Source organism: Streptomyces sp. NPDC001914 (assembly GCF_042891215.1).
Taxonomy (GTDB): domain Bacteria; phylum Actinomycetota; class Actinomycetes; order Streptomycetales; family Streptomycetaceae; genus Streptomyces.
The window spans coordinates 36214-52159 of record NZ_JBIASW010000023.1; the positions used below are offsets into that span (position 1 = coordinate 36214).

19 protein-coding genes are annotated in these 15946 nt (G+C 70.9%); 3 read left to right on the plus strand and 16 right to left on the minus strand.

The window, feature by feature from the left end; translation table 11 throughout:
* Position 1 precedes the first annotated feature (1 nt).
* The 6 genes from ACFYYF_RS37945 to ACFYYF_RS37970 all read right to left on the minus strand — a co-directional run bounded on the left by ACFYYF_RS37945 (position 2) and on the right by ACFYYF_RS37970 (position 5176).
* Complete coding sequence (locus tag ACFYYF_RS37945) at positions 2-967, minus strand: YgfZ/GcvT domain-containing protein (RefSeq protein ID WP_388783178.1); 966 nt, start codon at positions 965-967, stop codon at positions 2-4.
* 43 nt (positions 968-1010) lie between these two features.
* Positions 1011-1436 (minus strand): Fur family transcriptional regulator, encoded by a 426-nt coding sequence (locus tag ACFYYF_RS37950; protein ID WP_361679017.1) that lies wholly within the window; start codon positions 1434-1436, stop codon positions 1011-1013.
* Positions 1437-1535: 99 nt separating this feature from the next.
* A complete protein-coding gene (locus tag ACFYYF_RS37955) occupies positions 1536-2111 on the minus strand; it encodes an FABP family protein (protein WP_361679020.1) in 576 nt (191 codons plus the stop codon).
* Positions 2112-2373: 262 nt separating this feature from the next.
* Positions 2374-3222 (minus strand): hypothetical protein, encoded by an 849-nt coding sequence (locus tag ACFYYF_RS37960; protein WP_388783281.1) that lies wholly within the window; start codon positions 3220-3222, stop codon positions 2374-2376.
* 305 nt (positions 3223-3527) lie between these two features.
* Positions 3528-4427 (minus strand): hypothetical protein, encoded by a 900-nt coding sequence (locus tag ACFYYF_RS37965; protein ID WP_388783182.1) that lies wholly within the window; start codon positions 4425-4427, stop codon positions 3528-3530.
* Positions 4424-5176: a hypothetical protein gene (locus ACFYYF_RS37970; RefSeq protein ID WP_388783184.1), complete on the minus strand. Its 753-nt coding sequence runs from the start codon at positions 5174-5176 to the stop codon at positions 4424-4426. The genes ACFYYF_RS37965 and ACFYYF_RS37970 overlap by 4 nt, the downstream gene beginning before the upstream one ends.
* 155 nt (positions 5177-5331) lie before the next feature.
* Here ACFYYF_RS37970 and ACFYYF_RS37975 point away from each other — a divergent pair, with 155 nt between their 5' ends.
* Positions 5332-5694: a DsrE family protein gene (locus ACFYYF_RS37975; RefSeq protein WP_388783186.1), complete on the plus strand. Its 363-nt coding sequence runs from the start codon at positions 5332-5334 to the stop codon at positions 5692-5694.
* 97 nt (positions 5695-5791) lie between these two features.
* On the opposite strand, the gene ACFYYF_RS37980 is transcribed toward ACFYYF_RS37975, so the two are convergent.
* From ACFYYF_RS37980 to ACFYYF_RS38020, 9 genes are all read right to left on the minus strand, one after another.
* A complete protein-coding gene (locus ACFYYF_RS37980; RefSeq protein WP_388783188.1) occupies positions 5792-6187 on the minus strand; it encodes a VOC family protein in 396 nt (131 codons plus the stop codon).
* A gap of 27 nt (positions 6188-6214) precedes the next feature.
* Positions 6215-6478: a DUF3099 domain-containing protein gene (locus ACFYYF_RS37985; RefSeq protein WP_361679039.1), complete on the minus strand. Its 264-nt coding sequence runs from the start codon at positions 6476-6478 to the stop codon at positions 6215-6217.
* Between the two features lie 167 nt (positions 6479-6645).
* Entirely contained in the window at positions 6646-6933 is a 288-nt protein-coding gene (locus tag ACFYYF_RS37990) for a DUF1416 domain-containing protein (RefSeq protein WP_054232391.1), read from the minus strand.
* 30 nt (positions 6934-6963) lie between these two features.
* Entirely contained in the window at positions 6964-7809 is an 846-nt protein-coding gene (locus ACFYYF_RS37995; protein ID WP_365489723.1) for a sulfurtransferase, read from the minus strand.
* Positions 7810-7964: 155 nt separating this feature from the next.
* Complete coding sequence (locus ACFYYF_RS38000) at positions 7965-8045, minus strand: putative leader peptide (protein WP_350310325.1); 81 nt, start codon at positions 8043-8045, stop codon at positions 7965-7967.
* 521 nt (positions 8046-8566) lie between these two features.
* Positions 8567-9310, minus strand: coding sequence for a DUF2993 domain-containing protein (locus tag ACFYYF_RS38005; RefSeq protein ID WP_388783192.1), 744 nt, complete (start codon positions 9308-9310; stop codon positions 8567-8569).
* Positions 9311-9479: 169 nt separating this feature from the next.
* Entirely contained in the window at positions 9480-10640 is a 1161-nt protein-coding gene (locus ACFYYF_RS38010; protein WP_388783195.1) for a hypothetical protein, read from the minus strand.
* Between the two features lie 8 nt (positions 10641-10648).
* The gene (locus ACFYYF_RS38015; RefSeq protein WP_355759864.1) at positions 10649-10903 is read right to left on the minus strand and encodes a MoaD/ThiS family protein; all 255 of its coding nucleotides are present in this window, start codon (positions 10901-10903) and stop codon (positions 10649-10651) included.
* A 65-nt stretch (positions 10904-10968) separates the two neighbouring features.
* On the minus strand, positions 10969-11850 hold the full coding sequence (locus ACFYYF_RS38020) for an alpha/beta hydrolase family protein (RefSeq protein WP_388783198.1): 882 nt from the start codon (positions 11848-11850) through the stop codon (positions 10969-10971).
* Between the two features lie 252 nt (positions 11851-12102).
* On the opposite strand from ACFYYF_RS38020, the gene ACFYYF_RS38025 reads away from it, so the two are divergent.
* Positions 12103-12921 (plus strand): response regulator transcription factor, encoded by an 819-nt coding sequence (locus tag ACFYYF_RS38025; protein ID WP_361693255.1) that lies wholly within the window; start codon positions 12103-12105, stop codon positions 12919-12921.
* 23 nt (positions 12922-12944) lie between these two features.
* On the plus strand, positions 12945-13967 hold the full coding sequence (locus ACFYYF_RS38030; protein WP_339130229.1) for a LacI family DNA-binding transcriptional regulator: 1023 nt from the start codon (positions 12945-12947) through the stop codon (positions 13965-13967).
* A gap of 95 nt (positions 13968-14062) precedes the next feature.
* Here the strand turns inward: ACFYYF_RS38030 and ACFYYF_RS38035 are convergent, their stop codons facing one another.
* On the minus strand, positions 14063-15820 hold the full coding sequence (locus ACFYYF_RS38035) for a trypsin-like serine protease (protein WP_388783201.1): 1758 nt from the start codon (positions 15818-15820) through the stop codon (positions 14063-14065).
* Positions 15821-15946 lie beyond the last annotated feature (126 nt).

The window sequence follows — 15946 nt, forward strand, 5'->3', positions numbered from 1 at the left end:
CTTACGGCTCGACCACGACCTCCTGTGCCGCCGCCGTCGAGTCCGCCATCAGCGGGGCGTCCACGGGCACGTTGCGCTTCACGAGCGCCAGGGCGATCGGGCCGAGTTCGTGGTGGCGTACGGACGTGGTGATGAAGCCGATCTTGCGGCCGGCGGGGTCCTCGTCCACGAGGCGCAGCTCGGTGCCGTGCGGGGGCAGGACGACCTCGCTGCCGTCGAGGTGGAGGAAGACCAGGCGGCGCGGCGGCTTGCCCAGGTTCTGGACGCGGGCGACGGTCTCCTGGCCGCGGTAGCAGCCCTTCTGGAGATGCACCGCGGTACCGATCCAGCCCAGCTCGTGCGGAATGGTGCGGTGGTCGGTCTCGAAGCCGAGGCGGGGCCGGTGCTGTTCGACGCGCAGGGCCTCGTGGGCGAGGAGTCCGGCGGGCGGTCCGGCCTTCTCCGCGAAGGACTCCAGGTCCGCGCGCGGCAGGAAGAGATCACGGCCGTACGGCGTCTCGCGGACGACGACGCCTTCGGGGACCTCGGCGATCGAACCGGCCGGCAGCTCGACGACCGCGAAGTCGGCGGTGCGGTCGGCGACTTCGACCCGGTAGAAGAACTTCATCGACTCCAGGTAGGCGACCAGCGCGTCCTGGGTGTCGGGTTCCGTGTGCATCCACACCGTCGTGCCGTCGTCGACGAGGTACAGCGCGTGCTCGATGTGGCCGTTCGCGGAGAGGATCAGCGCCTCGGTGGCCTGGCCGGCCGGGAGGTCGGTGACGTGCTGGGTGAGCAGCAGGTGCAGCCAGGCCAGCCGGTCGTCCCCGGTGACGGTGACGACGCCGCGGTGCGAGAGGTCCACGAAGCCGACGCCGTCGGCGAGGGCGCGCTGCTCACGGAACAGGTCGCCGTAGTGGGCGGCGACGCCTTCGTCCACGCCCTCGGCGGGAACGGCGCCGGGCAGGGACAGGAGGGAACTCTTCATGGACATACACACTACGACCGAGCGGTCGCCGATTTTATTTCTGTCATTCCTGGCGGCCCTGGCAGTCCTTGCAGCGGCCGAAGATGGCGAAGTGCTTCATCTCCGTCTCGAAGCCGAAGGACTCCCGGAGCTTCGCGGTGAACTCGGCGGCGACGGAGACATCGGCCTCGATGACGTTCGAGCAGTCGCGGCAGACGAGGTGGATGTGGTGGTGCCGGTCGGCCAGGTGGTAGGTCGGCGCGCCGTGTCCCAGGTGGGCGTGGCTGACCAGCCCGAGCTCCTCCAGGAGCTCAAGGGTCCGGTAGACCGTGGAAATGTTGACCCCCGACGCCGTCTTCCTCACTTCGCCGAGGATGTCGTCGGGGGTCGCGTGCTCCAGGGTGTCCACTGCTTCGAGGACAAGCTGGCGCTGGGGCGTCAGCCGGTAGCCGCGCTGCCTGAGGTCGCTCTTCCAGTCGGTGCTCACCACACTGGAAGTCTAGGGCCTGTCCCGTGGGAGCCGCCCTGGGGAACGGCAGGGCGGTCCGGAAGCGCGCGGCGGTGTCCTCGTCGGGGAAGCGGCGGGATGCTACTTGAAGAAGGCGATCCCGTCGTCCGGCATGTCGTCGGGCAGGGCCTTGGCCCAGCGCTCGACGTCCTCCGGGGTGACGACCTTCTTCAGGTGCCCGGACATGTAGGGGCGCAGCTCGACCTCGGGGGTCTGCTTCTCGCCGACCCACATGAGGTCGCTGTTCACGTAGCCGTACAGACGCTTGCCACCGCTGTAGGGGCCGGAGGCGGCGGTACGGGCCACGGCGTCGGTGACGAGGTCGATCTGGGGCTTCTTGTCGGCGATCTCGCCGTACCAGATCTCGACGACGCCGTCGTCGCGGGTCATGACGACCTCGACCTTGCGCTCGGCGTCGACGCGCCAGAAGCCGGACTCGGTCTCCAGCGGCCGGACTTTCTCGCCGTTCTCGTCGAGCACCCAGCTGTGCGAGCGGTATTCGAGGAAGTCCCGCCCGTCGTGCGTGAAGCTGACCTCCTGCCCGAAGTTGCACTTCTCGGAGCCGGGGAAGTCGTGGACACCGACTCCGGCCCAGTCGCCGAGCAGGAAGACAAGGGGGACCAGGTCCTTGTGGAGGTCCGACGGGATCTCGATCATGAGCTGAACAGTTCCTTGGTGGGGGTCAGCGCTGGCCCTGGTACAGCTTCTTCACGGTCAGCGCGGCGAAGGCGAGCACGCCGACGCAGACCAGGGCCAGCAGGGTTTCGAAGAAGATCTCCACGCGGTGCTCCTCGGTGAGCGGAACGGGGTCCCCGCTCGGGCACTGCCGAGTTGGGGGAGTACACAAAGGCCGGGCCCCAGCTTACGCGGCTGGGACCCGGCCCTCTCGTCCAGGTGGGGCCGGTCGGGCCCGTCGGACTCAGCCCAGAAGCTGGCTCTGCAGCACGACCGTCTGCTGGAAGGGGATCTCGGACGCGCCGCCCTTGCGGGACTGCACGACGAGAGCGACGGTGTCCCCGGCCGACAGATACGCCTCGCGGACCTGTTCGGCGCCGTACGGCTTGCTCTCCGTGTACGCGTACCGGGTGACGTCGTCGACCGCGGACCGCTCCGGGAAGCGCTCGTCCCGCTCGGTCAGGTCGGCTCCGCGCAGCGCGTACTGCGGGGAGTCGTAGTTCGCCAGCTGCGTGGAGGCCATGTCCTCCGCGACGGCGGCGGTGTCGAACTGCAGCAGGTAGATCCGCGTGCGGGTGCCGTCGGCGGCGGTCCAGCCACGTGCGGCGATGTGCCGCAGGGCGTTGTCGGTCAGCAGGCCGCCGAGGGTCTCCCGGCCCTCCGCGTCTGCGTACTGCGCCAGGAAGGCCTTGCGTGCCAGCCAGCCGTCCTCACCGCGCAGAGTCGCGTCCGCCTTGGCGCCCTCCGGCGCCGGGAGCAGGAGTTCGCGCAGGTCGGCGTAGTGGATGCCGGCCTTGTTGAGCTTCGCGAACGGACCGGGGCTGCCGGAAGGCAGCGGCGGCTCGGAGATCGTCGGATAGTCCCAGCGACCGTCGTTCTCCGTCGCCAGACCGGGTACGTCGGTCCGCTTCATGCCGGTGATGCCGTACGCGGCGGCGGAGCCGACGGCGGCGAAGACCACGGTGGCGGCGGTCCAGCGCAGGACGGCGCGGAGCACCCGGCGGTCCTTCCTGGCCTTGACCGGGGCCGACGGGACGTCGGGGGTCACGCCCCCGACGGCGGCCACGGGGGGCGCCGCTGGCAACGGCGGCAGCGGAGAACCCACGGCCTCCGGCCCGGCCGAGGCGTCGACCGCCTGCGGTCCGGCCTGCGGGGCGACCTCCGGCTCGACCTGCTGCGTCGCCGCCTGCGGGGCGACCTCGGGTTCAGCCGGCTCCGTCGCGGCCTGCGCGACGACCTCGGGTTCAGCCGACTCCGTCGCGGCCTGCGCGACGACCTCGGGTCCGGCCGACTCCGTCGCGGCCTGCGCGACGACCTCGGGTCCGGCCGGCTCCGTCGCGACCGGCGCGACGACCTCCGGCTCGGTCTCCTCGGCCGGTGTCTGTGCCGTCTGCTCGGTCATACCGCTTCCCCCGGCTCCTTGATGCGGTCGAGCTGCTCGCGGAAGAGCTGTGCGACCCCCTTGGCGTTCAGCGGCTTGGCCGCGTAGGCGGTCGCGCTGACCAGCACGTCGCCCTGGTAGCCCGAGCAGATCATCATGTCGAGCTTCTCCTTCTTGTCCTTGGGCGGAAGGAAGCACTTGGCGTTCTTGTGGCCCTCGATCTTCGGACCGGCGCGGAAGATCTTGAGAGCGTCGAAGAACTCGTTCTGGAAATCGGACCGGTTCCGGATCGCCGTCTTGTCCTCCATCTGGACCAGCTCGATGCTCACCGTGAAGGCATGGGCCGAGTAGAGCGTGGAGTCGCTCGCGCTCGACGTGCTCAGGTAGCTGCGCATCGCCATGCCCTTGGTGTGCTGCTTGTCGATCTGCTTCTCGAGCCGGCGCCGCTGGGAACGGGGCAGATCGCGGATCGACTCCTTGCGCAGGGCCGTGGCCTCGCCACCGCTGAGCGCGGCGTCGGAACCGAACTCCGCGATGTCAGGACCGCGGCTCCAGCTGTCGTCGTACGGAACGAGCACGGAGGCCAGTTCCGAGGAGGCCTTCAGCTCCTGCGCGGACTCGGGCTTCCCGCCCCTGGGGAGCTTCCAGACGGGCGCGCCCGCGTCCCGGTCGGCGTCCTGGACGGTCACCACGGTGTAGGCGCCGCCCGCGATGACGGCCCCGGCCAGCAGGACGGCCCCGGCGACGGCGGCGATACGACCGGGCCGCACTCGCCTCTTGGCGGGCCGGGCCTCCGTCGTGACCACGTCCGCGGGGATCGGCTCCACCGGCGTTCCCTCGACGGGGACGGCGGTGTCGGATACGGCGTTCTCCGGAACGGACGTCACGTCCTCCGGGCCGGCAGGTCGCTCGTTCACAGCCGCTCCAACTGACGCTTCGCCAGGTCCATGATCTTCTGCTTGGGGATCGGCTTGGAGTCGAAGATCCAGATCTCCATGGCGATGTCACCGCGCGAGGCCGTCGCCAGCGCCTTGTAGAACGGCAGGTAGCCGGGCTTCCGCTCCGCGTCGAAGAGGTAGGCCATACCGTCGCCCGCGCCGGGGACGTCATAGCCGCGGGCGCCGTCGACGTCCCATCGGCTCGCCCGCTCCGAGGCGCCGAGGGTTTCCTCCTGGCGGTACTGCACCAGCCGGACCTCAGTGCTGCCCGTGCTGCCCTCGGACCAGCTGACCCCGGCCGCCCGGCGGAATTCCGCCGCGACCAGATCTCCGAACACCCGGTCGGCGTGGGTCAGGGAGTCCGCGTAGGTCCCCAGGTCCAGCCAACCGTCCTCTTCGGGCGCCCAGTCGAGGGCTTTCTTGCCCTTCGGCCGGGGGATCAGGAGCTTGCGCAGGTCGCCGTTCGTCTTGACGCGGTGGTCCTGGGCGGCGGACAGGGGCTCGGGGCCGGGGCCCTTCGCCCGGGCCACCACCGGCTGGGACAGCGAGGGCAGCCGGGTCGGCTCGCGGTGGGCCTGGATCACGAATCCGGTGCAGGTACCGGCGACGAGACCGAGCACGGCGGCCGTGGCGATGAGCAGCGTCGTACGGCCGCGCCTACGGGGCCGCGGCCCTGACGGAGCGTCCGACGCCGTGTCCGGACCGACAATCGGCGCGCCATCGGGCACGCTCGGTCTTTCCGGTGTTTCGGATCCTTCGGGTACTACCAAGACGTCCCCCCACAGAAGGTGAAGCACAGATTCCATATCCGCGCACAGGAGACCCATGGCCTGTGCACGGGGTTGCACAGCCGTTGATCACGATTCGGACTACGATGACGGCCATGGCGAACAAGCTCGTGATCAAGGTGACGGCGGGGGCCGACGCCCCGGAACGCTGCTCCCAGGCGTTCACCGTCGCCGCGGTGGCCGTGGCCAGCGGTGTGGAGGTCTCCCTCTGGCTGACCGGCGAATCCGCCTGGTTCGCGCTGCCGGGCCGCGCCGCCGAATTCGAGCTGCCGCACGCGGCACCGCTGCCCGATCTGATCGACTCGATCCTGGCGGCGGGGCGCATCACCCTGTGCACCCAGTGCGCGGCCCGGCGCGACATCACGGAGAAGGACGTCCTGGACGGCGTACGGATCGCGGGCGCGCAGGTGTTCGTGCAGGAGGCGATGACGGACGGGACGCAGGCGCTGGTCTACTGACCGCCGCCCCGCTCCCGGGGCCGGCGCTCCCGCCGGGGCCCCCTCCCCGGCCGGCCGCCGTCGCCCCGCCGGCCGTCGACCCGTCTTCTCGGCGCCGCTACTGACCCCACCTGCGCCGCGTGCGGGTGTCCACCCAGAGACAGAAGGGGTGGCCCGCCGGGTCGAACAGCACCCGTACGTCCTCCTGCGGCTGGTGCTCGGCGAGCCGGGCGCCCTGTTCCACGGCGCGGTCGGTCTCCTCGGCCAGGTCGTCGACCTCGATGTCGAGATGGAGCATCATCCGCTGGTCGCCGGGGCCCGCGGGCCACACCGGCGGCGTGTAGAGCGGCTCGGTCTCGAAGGCGAGCGCCATCCCTTCGAACGGCGGGCCGATGAGCACCCAGTCGGGCTCCTCCGACCGCACCTCGTAGCCGAGCAGCCGCCGGTAGAAGTCGGCGAGTTCATGGGCGTCGGGTGCGTCGAGCACCACGGTGGACAACCTCGTACGCGACATAGACGCCTTTTCCGCTCCTGCTGCTTCCTACTGCTGCCGTCGCTTCTTGCCGTCCAGCTCGTCCCACCACTCGTCGGACTTCGGGTCCCCGGACGGGTCGTCCCACCATCGGTCCTCGGGCCCCCGCCGGTTGGCCACCATCGCGGCCACCGGCGGAATCAGCATGGCCACCACGCACATGGCGACGGCCGCGGGAACCGACCACAGCCGCACGACTGCCCAGGCGAGGACGAACAGCACGACGCACGTCCCCATCATGGCGAAATACACGTGACGCCTGCGCGCGTACATACCACCAGCGTAGGCCCGGACAACCCGTCCGGCGCAGTGCCGGCGGGCCCCGGAAGCGGGTGAGGACGAGCCGAAGGGCCGCACCCCGATCCGGTAAGCGTCCAACCCCCGGGGGTGCGGCCCTTCGGCCGTTCAGTCGACTGCCGTCATCGACGGCGGTCCGCCGTTCAGACGGCGATCGCGACCTCGGCGAGGCCGCCCGTCTGGGCGACGACCGTGCGGTCCGCGGTGCCACCGGGCACCAGCGCGCGGACGGTCCAGGTGCCCTCGGCCGCGTAGAAGCGGAACTGGCCCGTCGCGGAGGTGGGGACCTCCGCCGTGAACTCGCCGGTCGAGTCCAGCAGACGGACGTAGCCCGTCACCGGCTCGCCGTCGCGGGTCACCTGACCCTGGATCGTGGTCTCACCGGGCTTGATCGTCGAGGCGTCGGGGCCGCCGGCCTTCGCTCCACACATATTTCGATTCCGTCCTTCAGGCCTTGAGGGTTACTTGTTGGCGCCGAGCTCGATCGGCACGCCGACGAGGGAGCCGTACTCGGTCCACGAGCCGTCGTAGTTCTTGACGTTCTCGACACCGAGGAGCTCGTGCAGCACGAACCAGGTGAGCGCGGAACGCTCACCGATGCGGCAGTAGGCGATCGTGTCCTTGGCGAGGTCGACCTGCTCGGCGGCGTAGAGCTCCTTGAGCTCGTCGTCCGACTTGAAGGTGCCGTCGTCGTTGGCGTTCTTCGACCACGGGATGTTGCGGGCGCTCGGGACGTGGCCCGGACGCTGCGACTGCTCCTGCGGCAGGTGCGCCGGGGCGAGCAGCTTGCCGCTGAACTCGTCGGGCGACCGGACGTCGACCAGGTTCTGCGAGCCGATCGCGGCGACGACGTCGTCACGGAAGGCGCGGATGGCGGTGTTCTGGGCCTTGGCCTTGTACTCGGTGGCGGCGCGCTCGGGAACCTGCGAGCCGTCGACCAGGTCGCGGGAGTCGAGCTCCCACTTCTTGCGGCCGCCGTCGAGCAGCTTCACGTTCTCGTGGCCGTAGAGCTTGAAGTACCAGTAGGCGTAGGACGCGAACCAGTTGTTGTTGCCGCCGTAGAGGACGACCAGCGTGTCGTTGCCGATGCCCTTGGCCGAGAGGAGCTTCTCGAAGCCCTCCTGGTCGATGAAGTCACGGCGGACCGGGTCCTGGAGGTCCTTGGTCCAGTCGATCCGGATGGCGTTCTTGATGTGGTTCTTCTCGTACGCCGACGTGTCCTCGTCGACCTCGACGACGGCCACGCTCGGGTCGTCCAGGTGGTCCTGGACCCAGTCGGCGTCTACCAGGACGTCGCTGCGGCTCATGCTCGTTCTCCTCCGGGGCAGTTGCGGCGGGGTGATGCGATGGAGAGGGTGCGCGGTGCGGTGCTGCATGCCGGTGAGGGCTGCGCGCGGCGCAATGGTGGCCCGGACAAGAGAGGTCCTGGGGCCCGGCTCGCGGAAGACGGGAACGCTTCCGCTCAGAAGGTGCGACAGAGCATGGCGGCGACGCGGCACAGGTCTACTGCCCGCCGCTTCGTGAGATCCGCCTGTCGCTTCATGAGTCCGATCGTAGGGACGGACAGGCGGGCATGTCACCGGCGTGTCGGATGCTGAGACGCGATCGTCCGCATGGCGATACGAGGATGCCGCCGGGGCCCGTCCCGCACGGATGCCGGAGGGGTCCGCCGCCTTCCGCCCCGACCGTCCATCTGCGGTACGGACGGGGTTGTCTCGCCCTTCGGACAACACCCGCCCTCAACGGGCCGTTCCACCGGCCCGGCCAGGCTTCCCACCCGCCTCGGGCCAGGCCTTCCGCCCGCTTCCGGCCGGGCCGTGCCCACCTCCGACCGGGTTTCCCACCCGCCTCCGGTCCGGCCTTCCGCCCGCCTGCGATGGAGCCTTGCACCCGCCTACGGCCAGGCCCCGCCCACCTCCGGCCGGGCTTCCCACCGGCTTCCGGTCAGGCCGTGCCCGCTTCCAGCCGGCCCTTCCCCCCGCCTCCGGGGAGCCCTTCGTCCACCCCCGGCCGGTCCTGCCACCCGCCTCCGGCGAACATTCCACCCTGCTGCGGCCAGGCCTTCTACCCGACCAGGCGGACGTCCGAACCCTTCACCGAGATCTGGACGCCGTCGTGGGCCGCCTCCACCTTGTCGAGCTTGATGCCGCCGGGCAGCTGCTCGATCTTCTGCTCGAAGTCGGTGATCGAGCGGATCCTGCCCTCGGCGAGCTGGACACCCAGCTTGGGCAGGGAATCGGCGTGCACCTTCACGGTGTCGCCGGAGACGGACACGGAGCTGAGCACCGAGACCGGCTCGGGCAGCTTGGCGCCGAGGACGGTCGCCGAGACGGTGACCTTGATCTTGCCGTTGCCTCCGTCGGACAGGCCGATGACCCGGGCCCTGACGCCGGGCGCCACCTCCGCCGGCCCGGACTTGGCGGCCTTCAGCAGCTCGGCGTACGAGATCGACGCGGTGCCGGTGGCACTGCCGGCGGTGGCGGAGCTGTAGTCACCGCTGAACGCGACCCCGTGCATCTCGGCGTCGAGGTCGTCGATGCGGATCGTGCCCGCGGCGGAGCCCGAGCCGCCCGTCGGCGCCTCGTAGTTCTTGATGCCGACCTTCACGTCGTCGAGTTCGCCCGAGACGACCTGGGTGAGGAACGGAAAGCCCCCGATGGACACGTCGGGCGTGGACGTGAGGCCCTCGCTGCTCTTGATACGGCCCGCCGCCTCGTCCTCCGCGAACCCGACCGCCACCCGGTCGGCGAGCACGAACAGTCCGCCGAGTACGACCAGCAGAATCAGGGTTATCCGCAGTGCACGCATGCTCGTTGTTCCCCTACCTGGGAAGGCCCCGTCCGGACGGCCGAGTGGCCACCGAACGCGAGCCTAACCCCGAAGGGCCCCCAAATCGGGGGCCCTTCAAGGTAGTTGTCGATCACTTGTGACGATTCGGCGCGGCCGGACGACCGGAACCGGCCACGCGTCCGGCCGGTCAGCCCAGCGCGCGGCCCAGCAGGTACACCGCCGGTGCGGCGGCGGCCAGCGGCAGTGCCACGCCAGCGGTGAAGTGGACGAAACGGGAGGGGTAGTCGTAGCTCGCCACCCGGTGGCCGATCAGCGCGCAGACACCCGCGCCGAGGCCGAGGAAGGCGCCCTGCGTGCCCAGGTCCGTCGTCCCGCCGAGCGCGATGCCGGCGCCGGTGGCGGCCAGCAGCGCGACGACCACGGAGACCGCCGTCGGCAGCGGCAGCGCGCGGGCCAGGATCGCCGCGGCGACCGCGGCCGCGCCCACCGTGACGGCGTCCGGCTCGGCCGCCAGATGACCGGCCGCGATGATCGCCAGTGCCGCGGAGACGACCGTCGCCATCAGGCCGTACATGCGGGTGTCCGGGTCGGCGTGGCTGCGGAGCTGGAGCACGAGGGTCAGCAGGACCCACACGCCGAGGGTGCCGAGGATCGCGGCGGGCGCGTTCTCCCGGCCCGCGGCGAGCAGCGCCACGTCGGCGGTGACCGCGCCCAGGAACGCCAGCGCGATGCCCTGCCGGGCGGGCCACATCCCGTTCAGCCGGAACCAGCCCGCCGCGGTGACGGCCTGGAGCAGGACGAGGGGCACGACGAGCGCGTACTCCCCGATCGCCGCCGTCCCCGAGAGCAGCAGCGCGAGCAGCGCGGTCAGCGCGGCCGGCTGGATCCCGGGCTCGATGATCGGCGACCGTCCCTCGGCGCGGGCGCGCTGCGCGTCGGTGATCCGGCTCTGGCCGGTGACCGTGGCGGGCCCGTAGGCGACGTCGGCCTCGTCCGCGCTCTCGGGCAGGGTCCCGCCGTCACGCGCGCTCCCGCCGGGGCGGGAGGGGTCGCCGGGGCCGCCGGCCGCCGGTGCGTGGGCCGGGTTCCACGGCTGCGCCGGAGCCTCGGGCGGCAGGGCGGCCCCCGCGCGGCCGTACCCCTGGGGTTCGCCGTAGTTCTGGTACCCCTGCGGGGGCAGGTAGGAGCTGTCGGCCTCCTGGACCGGCGCCTGTGCCTGGGTCTCCCAGGTCCGCCCCTCCCACTGCTGGGTGTGCTGCGGCCAGTCGGCCTGCTGCTGGGGTTCCTGGTGCTGCTGCTGATACGGGTCGTACGCCTCGCGGCGACCCTCGTACGGCTGGTTGCTCATCGTCTCGCTCACCCTCCTGCGAACGGCGGGAGCACCTCGACCGTGCCGCCCTCGGCCAGCCGTACCGTCTCATGCCCGCGGGTCCCCACGGGATCACCGTCGATCAGGAACGAGCATCGCCGCAGGACGTGGACGAATTCGCCGGGGTGTCGTTCGCGGGCCGCGTCGAGTGCCTCGGCGAGCGTGCCGGCGTCGTACGGCTCGTCGCCGACGCCTGCCGCGGCCTTGGCGGCGGCCCAGTAACGCACCGTGCCCTTTGCCATCTCGTTCCTCAATCAGCGATCTGGTGTGTGGTGTCCGCGCACCTGTTTGCGTGAACCCCGCCAGGCTAGCCCGCGTGCGCGAGGGACCAGTCGCGGATGCGGGACAGCAGGGCGTCGGGGGCCGCGTTCTCCGCGTGGCCCATGCCGGGCTCCAGCCACAGGTCGGCGTGCCCGCCGGAGGCCTCGGCCAGCATGCGCGGGTGGTCGACCGGGAAATAGCCGTCCCGGTCGCCGTGGACGATCAGGAGCGGGGTAGGCGCGATGTGCGGGACGCACTCGACCGGGGACGCCGGCACCGGGTCCCATTCACGGTGGTCGATCCGGGTCCTCAGACCGACGCGGCCCACGATCCGGCCCTCCGGACGGGTCACCAACCAGTGCAACCGCCGCATGGGGGCCGTACCCCGGTAGTACCAGCGGGCCGGCGCGCTCACCGACACCACCGCGTCCGTACGCGCCTCCGAGCGCCCCTCACGCTCCCGGGCCGCCGCCGCACCACCCGTGAGCCCCGGCCCGTGCTCCCCGTGGAGCGCCGCGTGCCGCAGCACCACCGAGCCGCCCATCGAGAAGCCGACCGTCACGATCCTGGTGTGCCCGAGTTCACGCGCCCAGGCGACCGCGGCCGCCAGGTCGAGGACCTCACGGTCACCGACGGTGGAACGGCCGCCCGATCCGCCGTGGCCGCGGAAGGAGAAGGTGACCACCGCCCCGCCGGCGGCGAGGACACGGGCCGCGCGGCGGACGTGCGGGCGGTCCAGATCGCCCGTGAATCCGTGCGCCACGATGAACGCGAGGTCACCGGACGAATCCGCTCCGGAGTCGTAGGCCGCGTCGATCTCCACCCCGTCGGCGGTACGCAGAAACCTCCGCAGAAGGGTGCGTGGCGCCGTCTCAAGGCGTGGACTCTTGAAGGAACGCGTCACGTGACCTGCCGGACCTGGGCTCATGTGGGCTATTCTGCTGGGCATGAGGACTCGGGCAGAGTAGCCCCCGGGTCCTTTTGTGCTTTCGGAAGCGTTGTATACGAAGCGGGAAACCGCAGGTGTACGGGCCGCGAAGGCACAGCGGGTCCCTCAGGTTCGGGAGCCGTATGTACAGGGCAGTGCCGCAAACGTCCTCGCAGGGACCGAGGAGGAACCAGACGTTATGGGCGAGCGAACCGTGCACGAAGGCAGGACGACCCGGGCGGGTGAGGCTCGATGAGCTCTCTCCTGCTCCTGACCAACGCCCTTCAGCCGTCGACGGAGGTGCTTCCCGCTCTCGGCCTGCTGCTGCACAACGTGCGCGTGGCTCCGGCGGAGGGTCCGGCTCTCGTCGACACCCCGGGTGCCGACGTCATCCTGATCGACGGACGGCGTGACCTCCCGCAGGTCCGCAGCCTGTGCCAGCTGCTGCGCTCCACGGGACCCGGCTGTCCGCTCGTCCTCGTGGTGACCGAGGGCGGCCTCGCGGCCGTCACCGCCGACTGGGGCATCGACGACGTCCTGCTCGACACGGCGGGTCCCGCCGAGGTCGAGGCGCGCCTCAGGCTCGCGATGGGCCGCCAGCAGATCGTCAACGACGACTCCCCCATGGAGATCCGCAACGGCGACCTCTCCGTGGACGAGGCGACCTACAGCGCCAAGCTCAAGGGCCGGGTCCTCGACCTCACCTTCAAGGAGTTCGAGCTCCTGAAGTACCTGGCGCAGCACCCGGGCCGTGTCTTCACGCGCGCCCAGCTCCTCCAGGAGGTCTGGGGCTACGACTACTTCGGCGGTACGCGCACGGTCGACGTCCACGTACGGCGACTGCGCGCGAAGCTCGGCCCCGAGCACGAGTCCCTGATCGGAACCGTCCGGAACGTCGGTTATCGATTCGTTACGCCGGAGAAGGTGGAGCGCGCAGCGGACGAGGCGAAGGCCAAGGCGGCCCAGCCAAAGCCGGATGATGCGGACGAGACGGCGCGCGCGGGCGGCCACGCCTCCGCGGAGGGCTCGGCGGAGCCGCAGGAAGCCGCCGTACGCCCTGCCCAGAGGTAGGTCCATCCGCGTAGACTCCGCGCGTGGCCAAGGTGACTAGGGATGATGTGGCGCGGCTGGCGGGTACTTCCACCGCCGTCGTCAGTTATGTCATCAACAACGGACCCCGGCCGGTCGCCCCGGCCACGCGCGAGCGCGTTCTCGCCGCGATCAAGGAGCTGGGGTACCGGCCCGACCGGGTCGCCCAGGCCATGGCCTCGCGGCGGACGGAGCTCATAGGCCTGATCGTGCCGGACGCGCGCCAGCCCTTCTTCGGGGAGATGGCGCACGCCGTCGAACAGGCCGCCGCCGAGCGCGGGAAAATGGTCCTGGTCGGCAACTCCGACTACATCGCCGAGCGCGAGGTCCACTATCTGCGGGCCTTCCTCGGCATGCGGGTCTCCGGACTGATCCTCGTCAGCCACGCGCTGAACGACCACGCGGCCGCCGAGATCGACGCCTGGGACGCCCGCGTGGTGCTCCTGCACGAGCGTCCCGAGGCGATCGACGACGTCGCCGTCGTCACCGACGACATAGGGGGCGCCCAGCTCGCCACCCGGCACCTGCTGGAGCACGGGTACGAGTACGTGGCCTGTCTCGGCGGCACGGCCGAGACCCCGGCCGTCGGCGACCCCGTCTCCGACCACGTCGAGGGCTGGCGGCGTGCGATGCAGGAGGCCGGCAAGCCGACCGAGGGGCGCCTCTTCGAGGCCCCGTACAACCGCTACGACGCCTACAAGGTCGGCCTCGAACTGCTCGCCGGACCGCACCGGCCGCCGGCCATCTTCTGCTCCACGGACGACCAGGCGATCGGAGTCCTGCGCGCCGCCCGCGAGCTGCGCATCGACGTGCCGGGTCAGCTCGCCGTCGCCGGGTTCGACGACGTCAAGGAGGCGGCCCTGACCGACCCTCCGCTGACAACGATCGCATCGGACCGCTCGGCGATGGCCCGCGCGGCCGTGGACCTCGTCCTGGACGACGGGCTGCGGGTGCCCGGCTCCCGCCGCGAGCGGCTGAAGCTGTTCCCCTCGCGCCTGGTCGTCCGCCAGTCCTGCGGCTGCGAGTAGCCCCGCCCTCTGCGGCCCGCAGCCCCACGCGCTTCACCCGGACGACGAAGATCCCCGCGCCCTGCCAGGACGCGGGGATCTTCCTGTGCCGAGGCCTAGAACAGCAGGTTGTACTGGTTGAAGCCGGTGCCGAGGCTCTTGCGGGTGCCGAAGAGACCGGTGGAGGCCTTGTTGGTGCCCGGGTAGAGCCAGAGCGTGCCGCCCGAGTCGCGGGCGAGCACGTCCGCGATGCCGTCACCGGTCACGTCGCCGTTGGCCACGTACGAGGTGAAGTTCCAGCCCGTACGGGCCTGGATGCGCGCCGCGAACGGAGCGTGCTCGACCTGCGTGCCCCGGTAGAGGTACAGGACGCCCGAGCTGTTGCGGACCAGGAGGTCGGCGCGGCCGTCCCCGGACAGGTCGCCGTGACCGAAGATCTTGACGTTCTTCCACGCCCTGTCGACGATCTTGAGGCGGCCGTAGAACTGGCCGGTGCCCTTGCCCGGGTAGAGGTAGACCGATCCGTCGGCGTCCACCGCGACCAGGTCGGGGCGTGAGTCCCCGGTCAGGTCGCCGGGGATGGCGTACGACTTGTAGCCGCCCCACACCGAGCTGATCTGCATCCACTCGAACGTGCCCGAGCTGTGGTTCATGTAGCTGCGGTAGAGCTTGCCGTCGCCCTTGTCCCGCATGATCAGGTCCTGGTAGAAGTCCCGGTCCAGATCGGCCTGGAGGACCCAGCTCGCGTTCTGCCAGCCGTTGCCCTGGTAGGCGCGCGCGGTGAGCGAGGTGCCCTTGCTGTCCTGCTCGAACAGACCGCCCGACGGCGTGCGCTCCAGCAGGTCGGCGCGGCCGTCGAACGTCAGGTCGGCGTCGTCGATGCGCGGCTGGGCCGCCCAGGTGTACGAGGACACCTTGGTGAACACCGGGTAGGCGCCCTTGGCGGTGCAGCCGGAGACACCCCACGAGACGATGCCGATGATCTTGCCGCCGAACATCACCGGGCCGCCGGAGTCACCGTTGCACGGGCTCTTCGTGCCCTCGTCGACACCGGTGGCGGGGGTGCCCGCGCAGAACATCGAGCCCTCGATGAAGTCGTCCTCGCCGAGGACGGTGTTCATCGCGCTGTTGCAGGTCGCGTCCTTGACCAGCGGCAGGGTGACCTTGCGCAGGTTCGCCGACAGGTCGGCGTCCGCGGCGCCCGAGGTCAGGCCCCAGCCGTAGACGGTGGCGTTGTTGCCGGGCTGGTAGTAGGCGGTGTCGCCCGCGGCCGCCAGCTTCGCCCACTGCTTCTCCAGCGGACGGTCCAGAGTGAGGACCGCCACGTCGTTCTGAAGGGTGGAGGCGTCGAAGTGCGGGTGGTTCCACTGGCGGTAGACGCCCGCGACGGTGCCGTTGGCGGTGTCCAGCAGACCGGTGGCTCCGGCGACGACCGCGCCGTTGTCCGCCCAGTCCAGGCCGGCGACGCAGTGGGCCGCCGTCAGGACCTTGTTCGGGGCGACGAGGGTGCCGCCGCAGAAGTAGCCGGTCCCCGCCGCGTCGTCGTAGTAGGAGAGCTGGACCATCCACGGCGCGGAGGAGATCGTCGTCTCGCTGCCGCCGATGATGAACGGCGTCCTCTTGGGCGCCGTGCCGGGGGTCGCCTGGGTCTTGGCGGCCTCGACGACGCGGTGGCGCAGCTCCTTGTCGGAGGCCGTCGGCGCGGGCGCCGCGGTGGACCGGGCGACGCTCGCGTCGGGCGGTCCGGCCGGGTCACCGGCCGCGGAGGCGGGCTGTGCCGCGAGGGCGCCGGCGCAGGTCAGCGCCAGCGCGAGAGCGGCCGTCGGCAACGCCGTGGCGGGGCGTCTCCAACGGGCGCGCAGAGCAGGTATCACTCAGGACTCCTGGGTGTGGGTGCGTAGATCTCTCGTCAGTGGCCCGAGAAGGGCGTACGACGCACCGGCCCAGCCGTCGACGGCAATCGCTTGCATCGACATCGGGCGTAACCGCGGAGCCCCCCT

Coding starts and splice junctions, on each gene's coding strand:
- ACFYYF_RS37945 (WP_388783178.1), bottom strand. CDS start 967: ATGAAGAGTTCCCTCCTGTCCCTGCCCGGCGCCGTTCCCGCCGAGGGC.
- ACFYYF_RS37955 (WP_361679020.1), bottom strand. CDS start 2,111: ATGATCGAGATCCCGTCGGACCTCCACAAGGACCTGGTCCCCCTTGTC.
- ACFYYF_RS37975 (WP_388783186.1), top strand. CDS start 5,332: ATGGCGAACAAGCTCGTGATCAAGGTGACGGCGGGGGCCGACGCCCCG.
- ACFYYF_RS37980 (WP_388783188.1), bottom strand. CDS start 6,187: ATGTCGCGTACGAGGTTGTCCACCGTGGTGCTCGACGCACCCGACGCC.
- ACFYYF_RS37985 (WP_361679039.1), bottom strand. CDS start 6,478: ATGTACGCGCGCAGGCGTCACGTGTATTTCGCCATGATGGGGACGTGC.
- ACFYYF_RS37990 (WP_054232391.1), bottom strand. CDS start 6,933: ATGTGTGGAGCGAAGGCCGGCGGCCCCGACGCCTCGACGATCAAGCCC.
- ACFYYF_RS37995 (WP_365489723.1), bottom strand. CDS start 7,809: ATGAGCCGCAGCGACGTCCTGGTAGACGCCGACTGGGTCCAGGACCAC.
- ACFYYF_RS38000 (WP_350310325.1), bottom strand. CDS start 8,045: ATGAAGCGACAGGCGGATCTCACGAAGCGGCGGGCAGTAGACCTGTGC.
- ACFYYF_RS38005 (WP_388783192.1), bottom strand. CDS start 9,310: ATGCGTGCACTGCGGATAACCCTGATTCTGCTGGTCGTACTCGGCGGA.
- ACFYYF_RS38010 (WP_388783195.1), bottom strand. CDS start 10,640: ATGAGCAACCAGCCGTACGAGGGTCGCCGCGAGGCGTACGACCCGTAT.
- ACFYYF_RS38015 (WP_355759864.1), bottom strand. CDS start 10,903: ATGGCAAAGGGCACGGTGCGTTACTGGGCCGCCGCCAAGGCCGCGGCA.
- ACFYYF_RS38020 (WP_388783198.1), bottom strand. CDS start 11,850: ATGAGCCCAGGTCCGGCAGGTCACGTGACGCGTTCCTTCAAGAGTCCA.
- ACFYYF_RS38025 (WP_361693255.1), top strand. CDS start 12,103: ATGAGCTCTCTCCTGCTCCTGACCAACGCCCTTCAGCCGTCGACGGAG.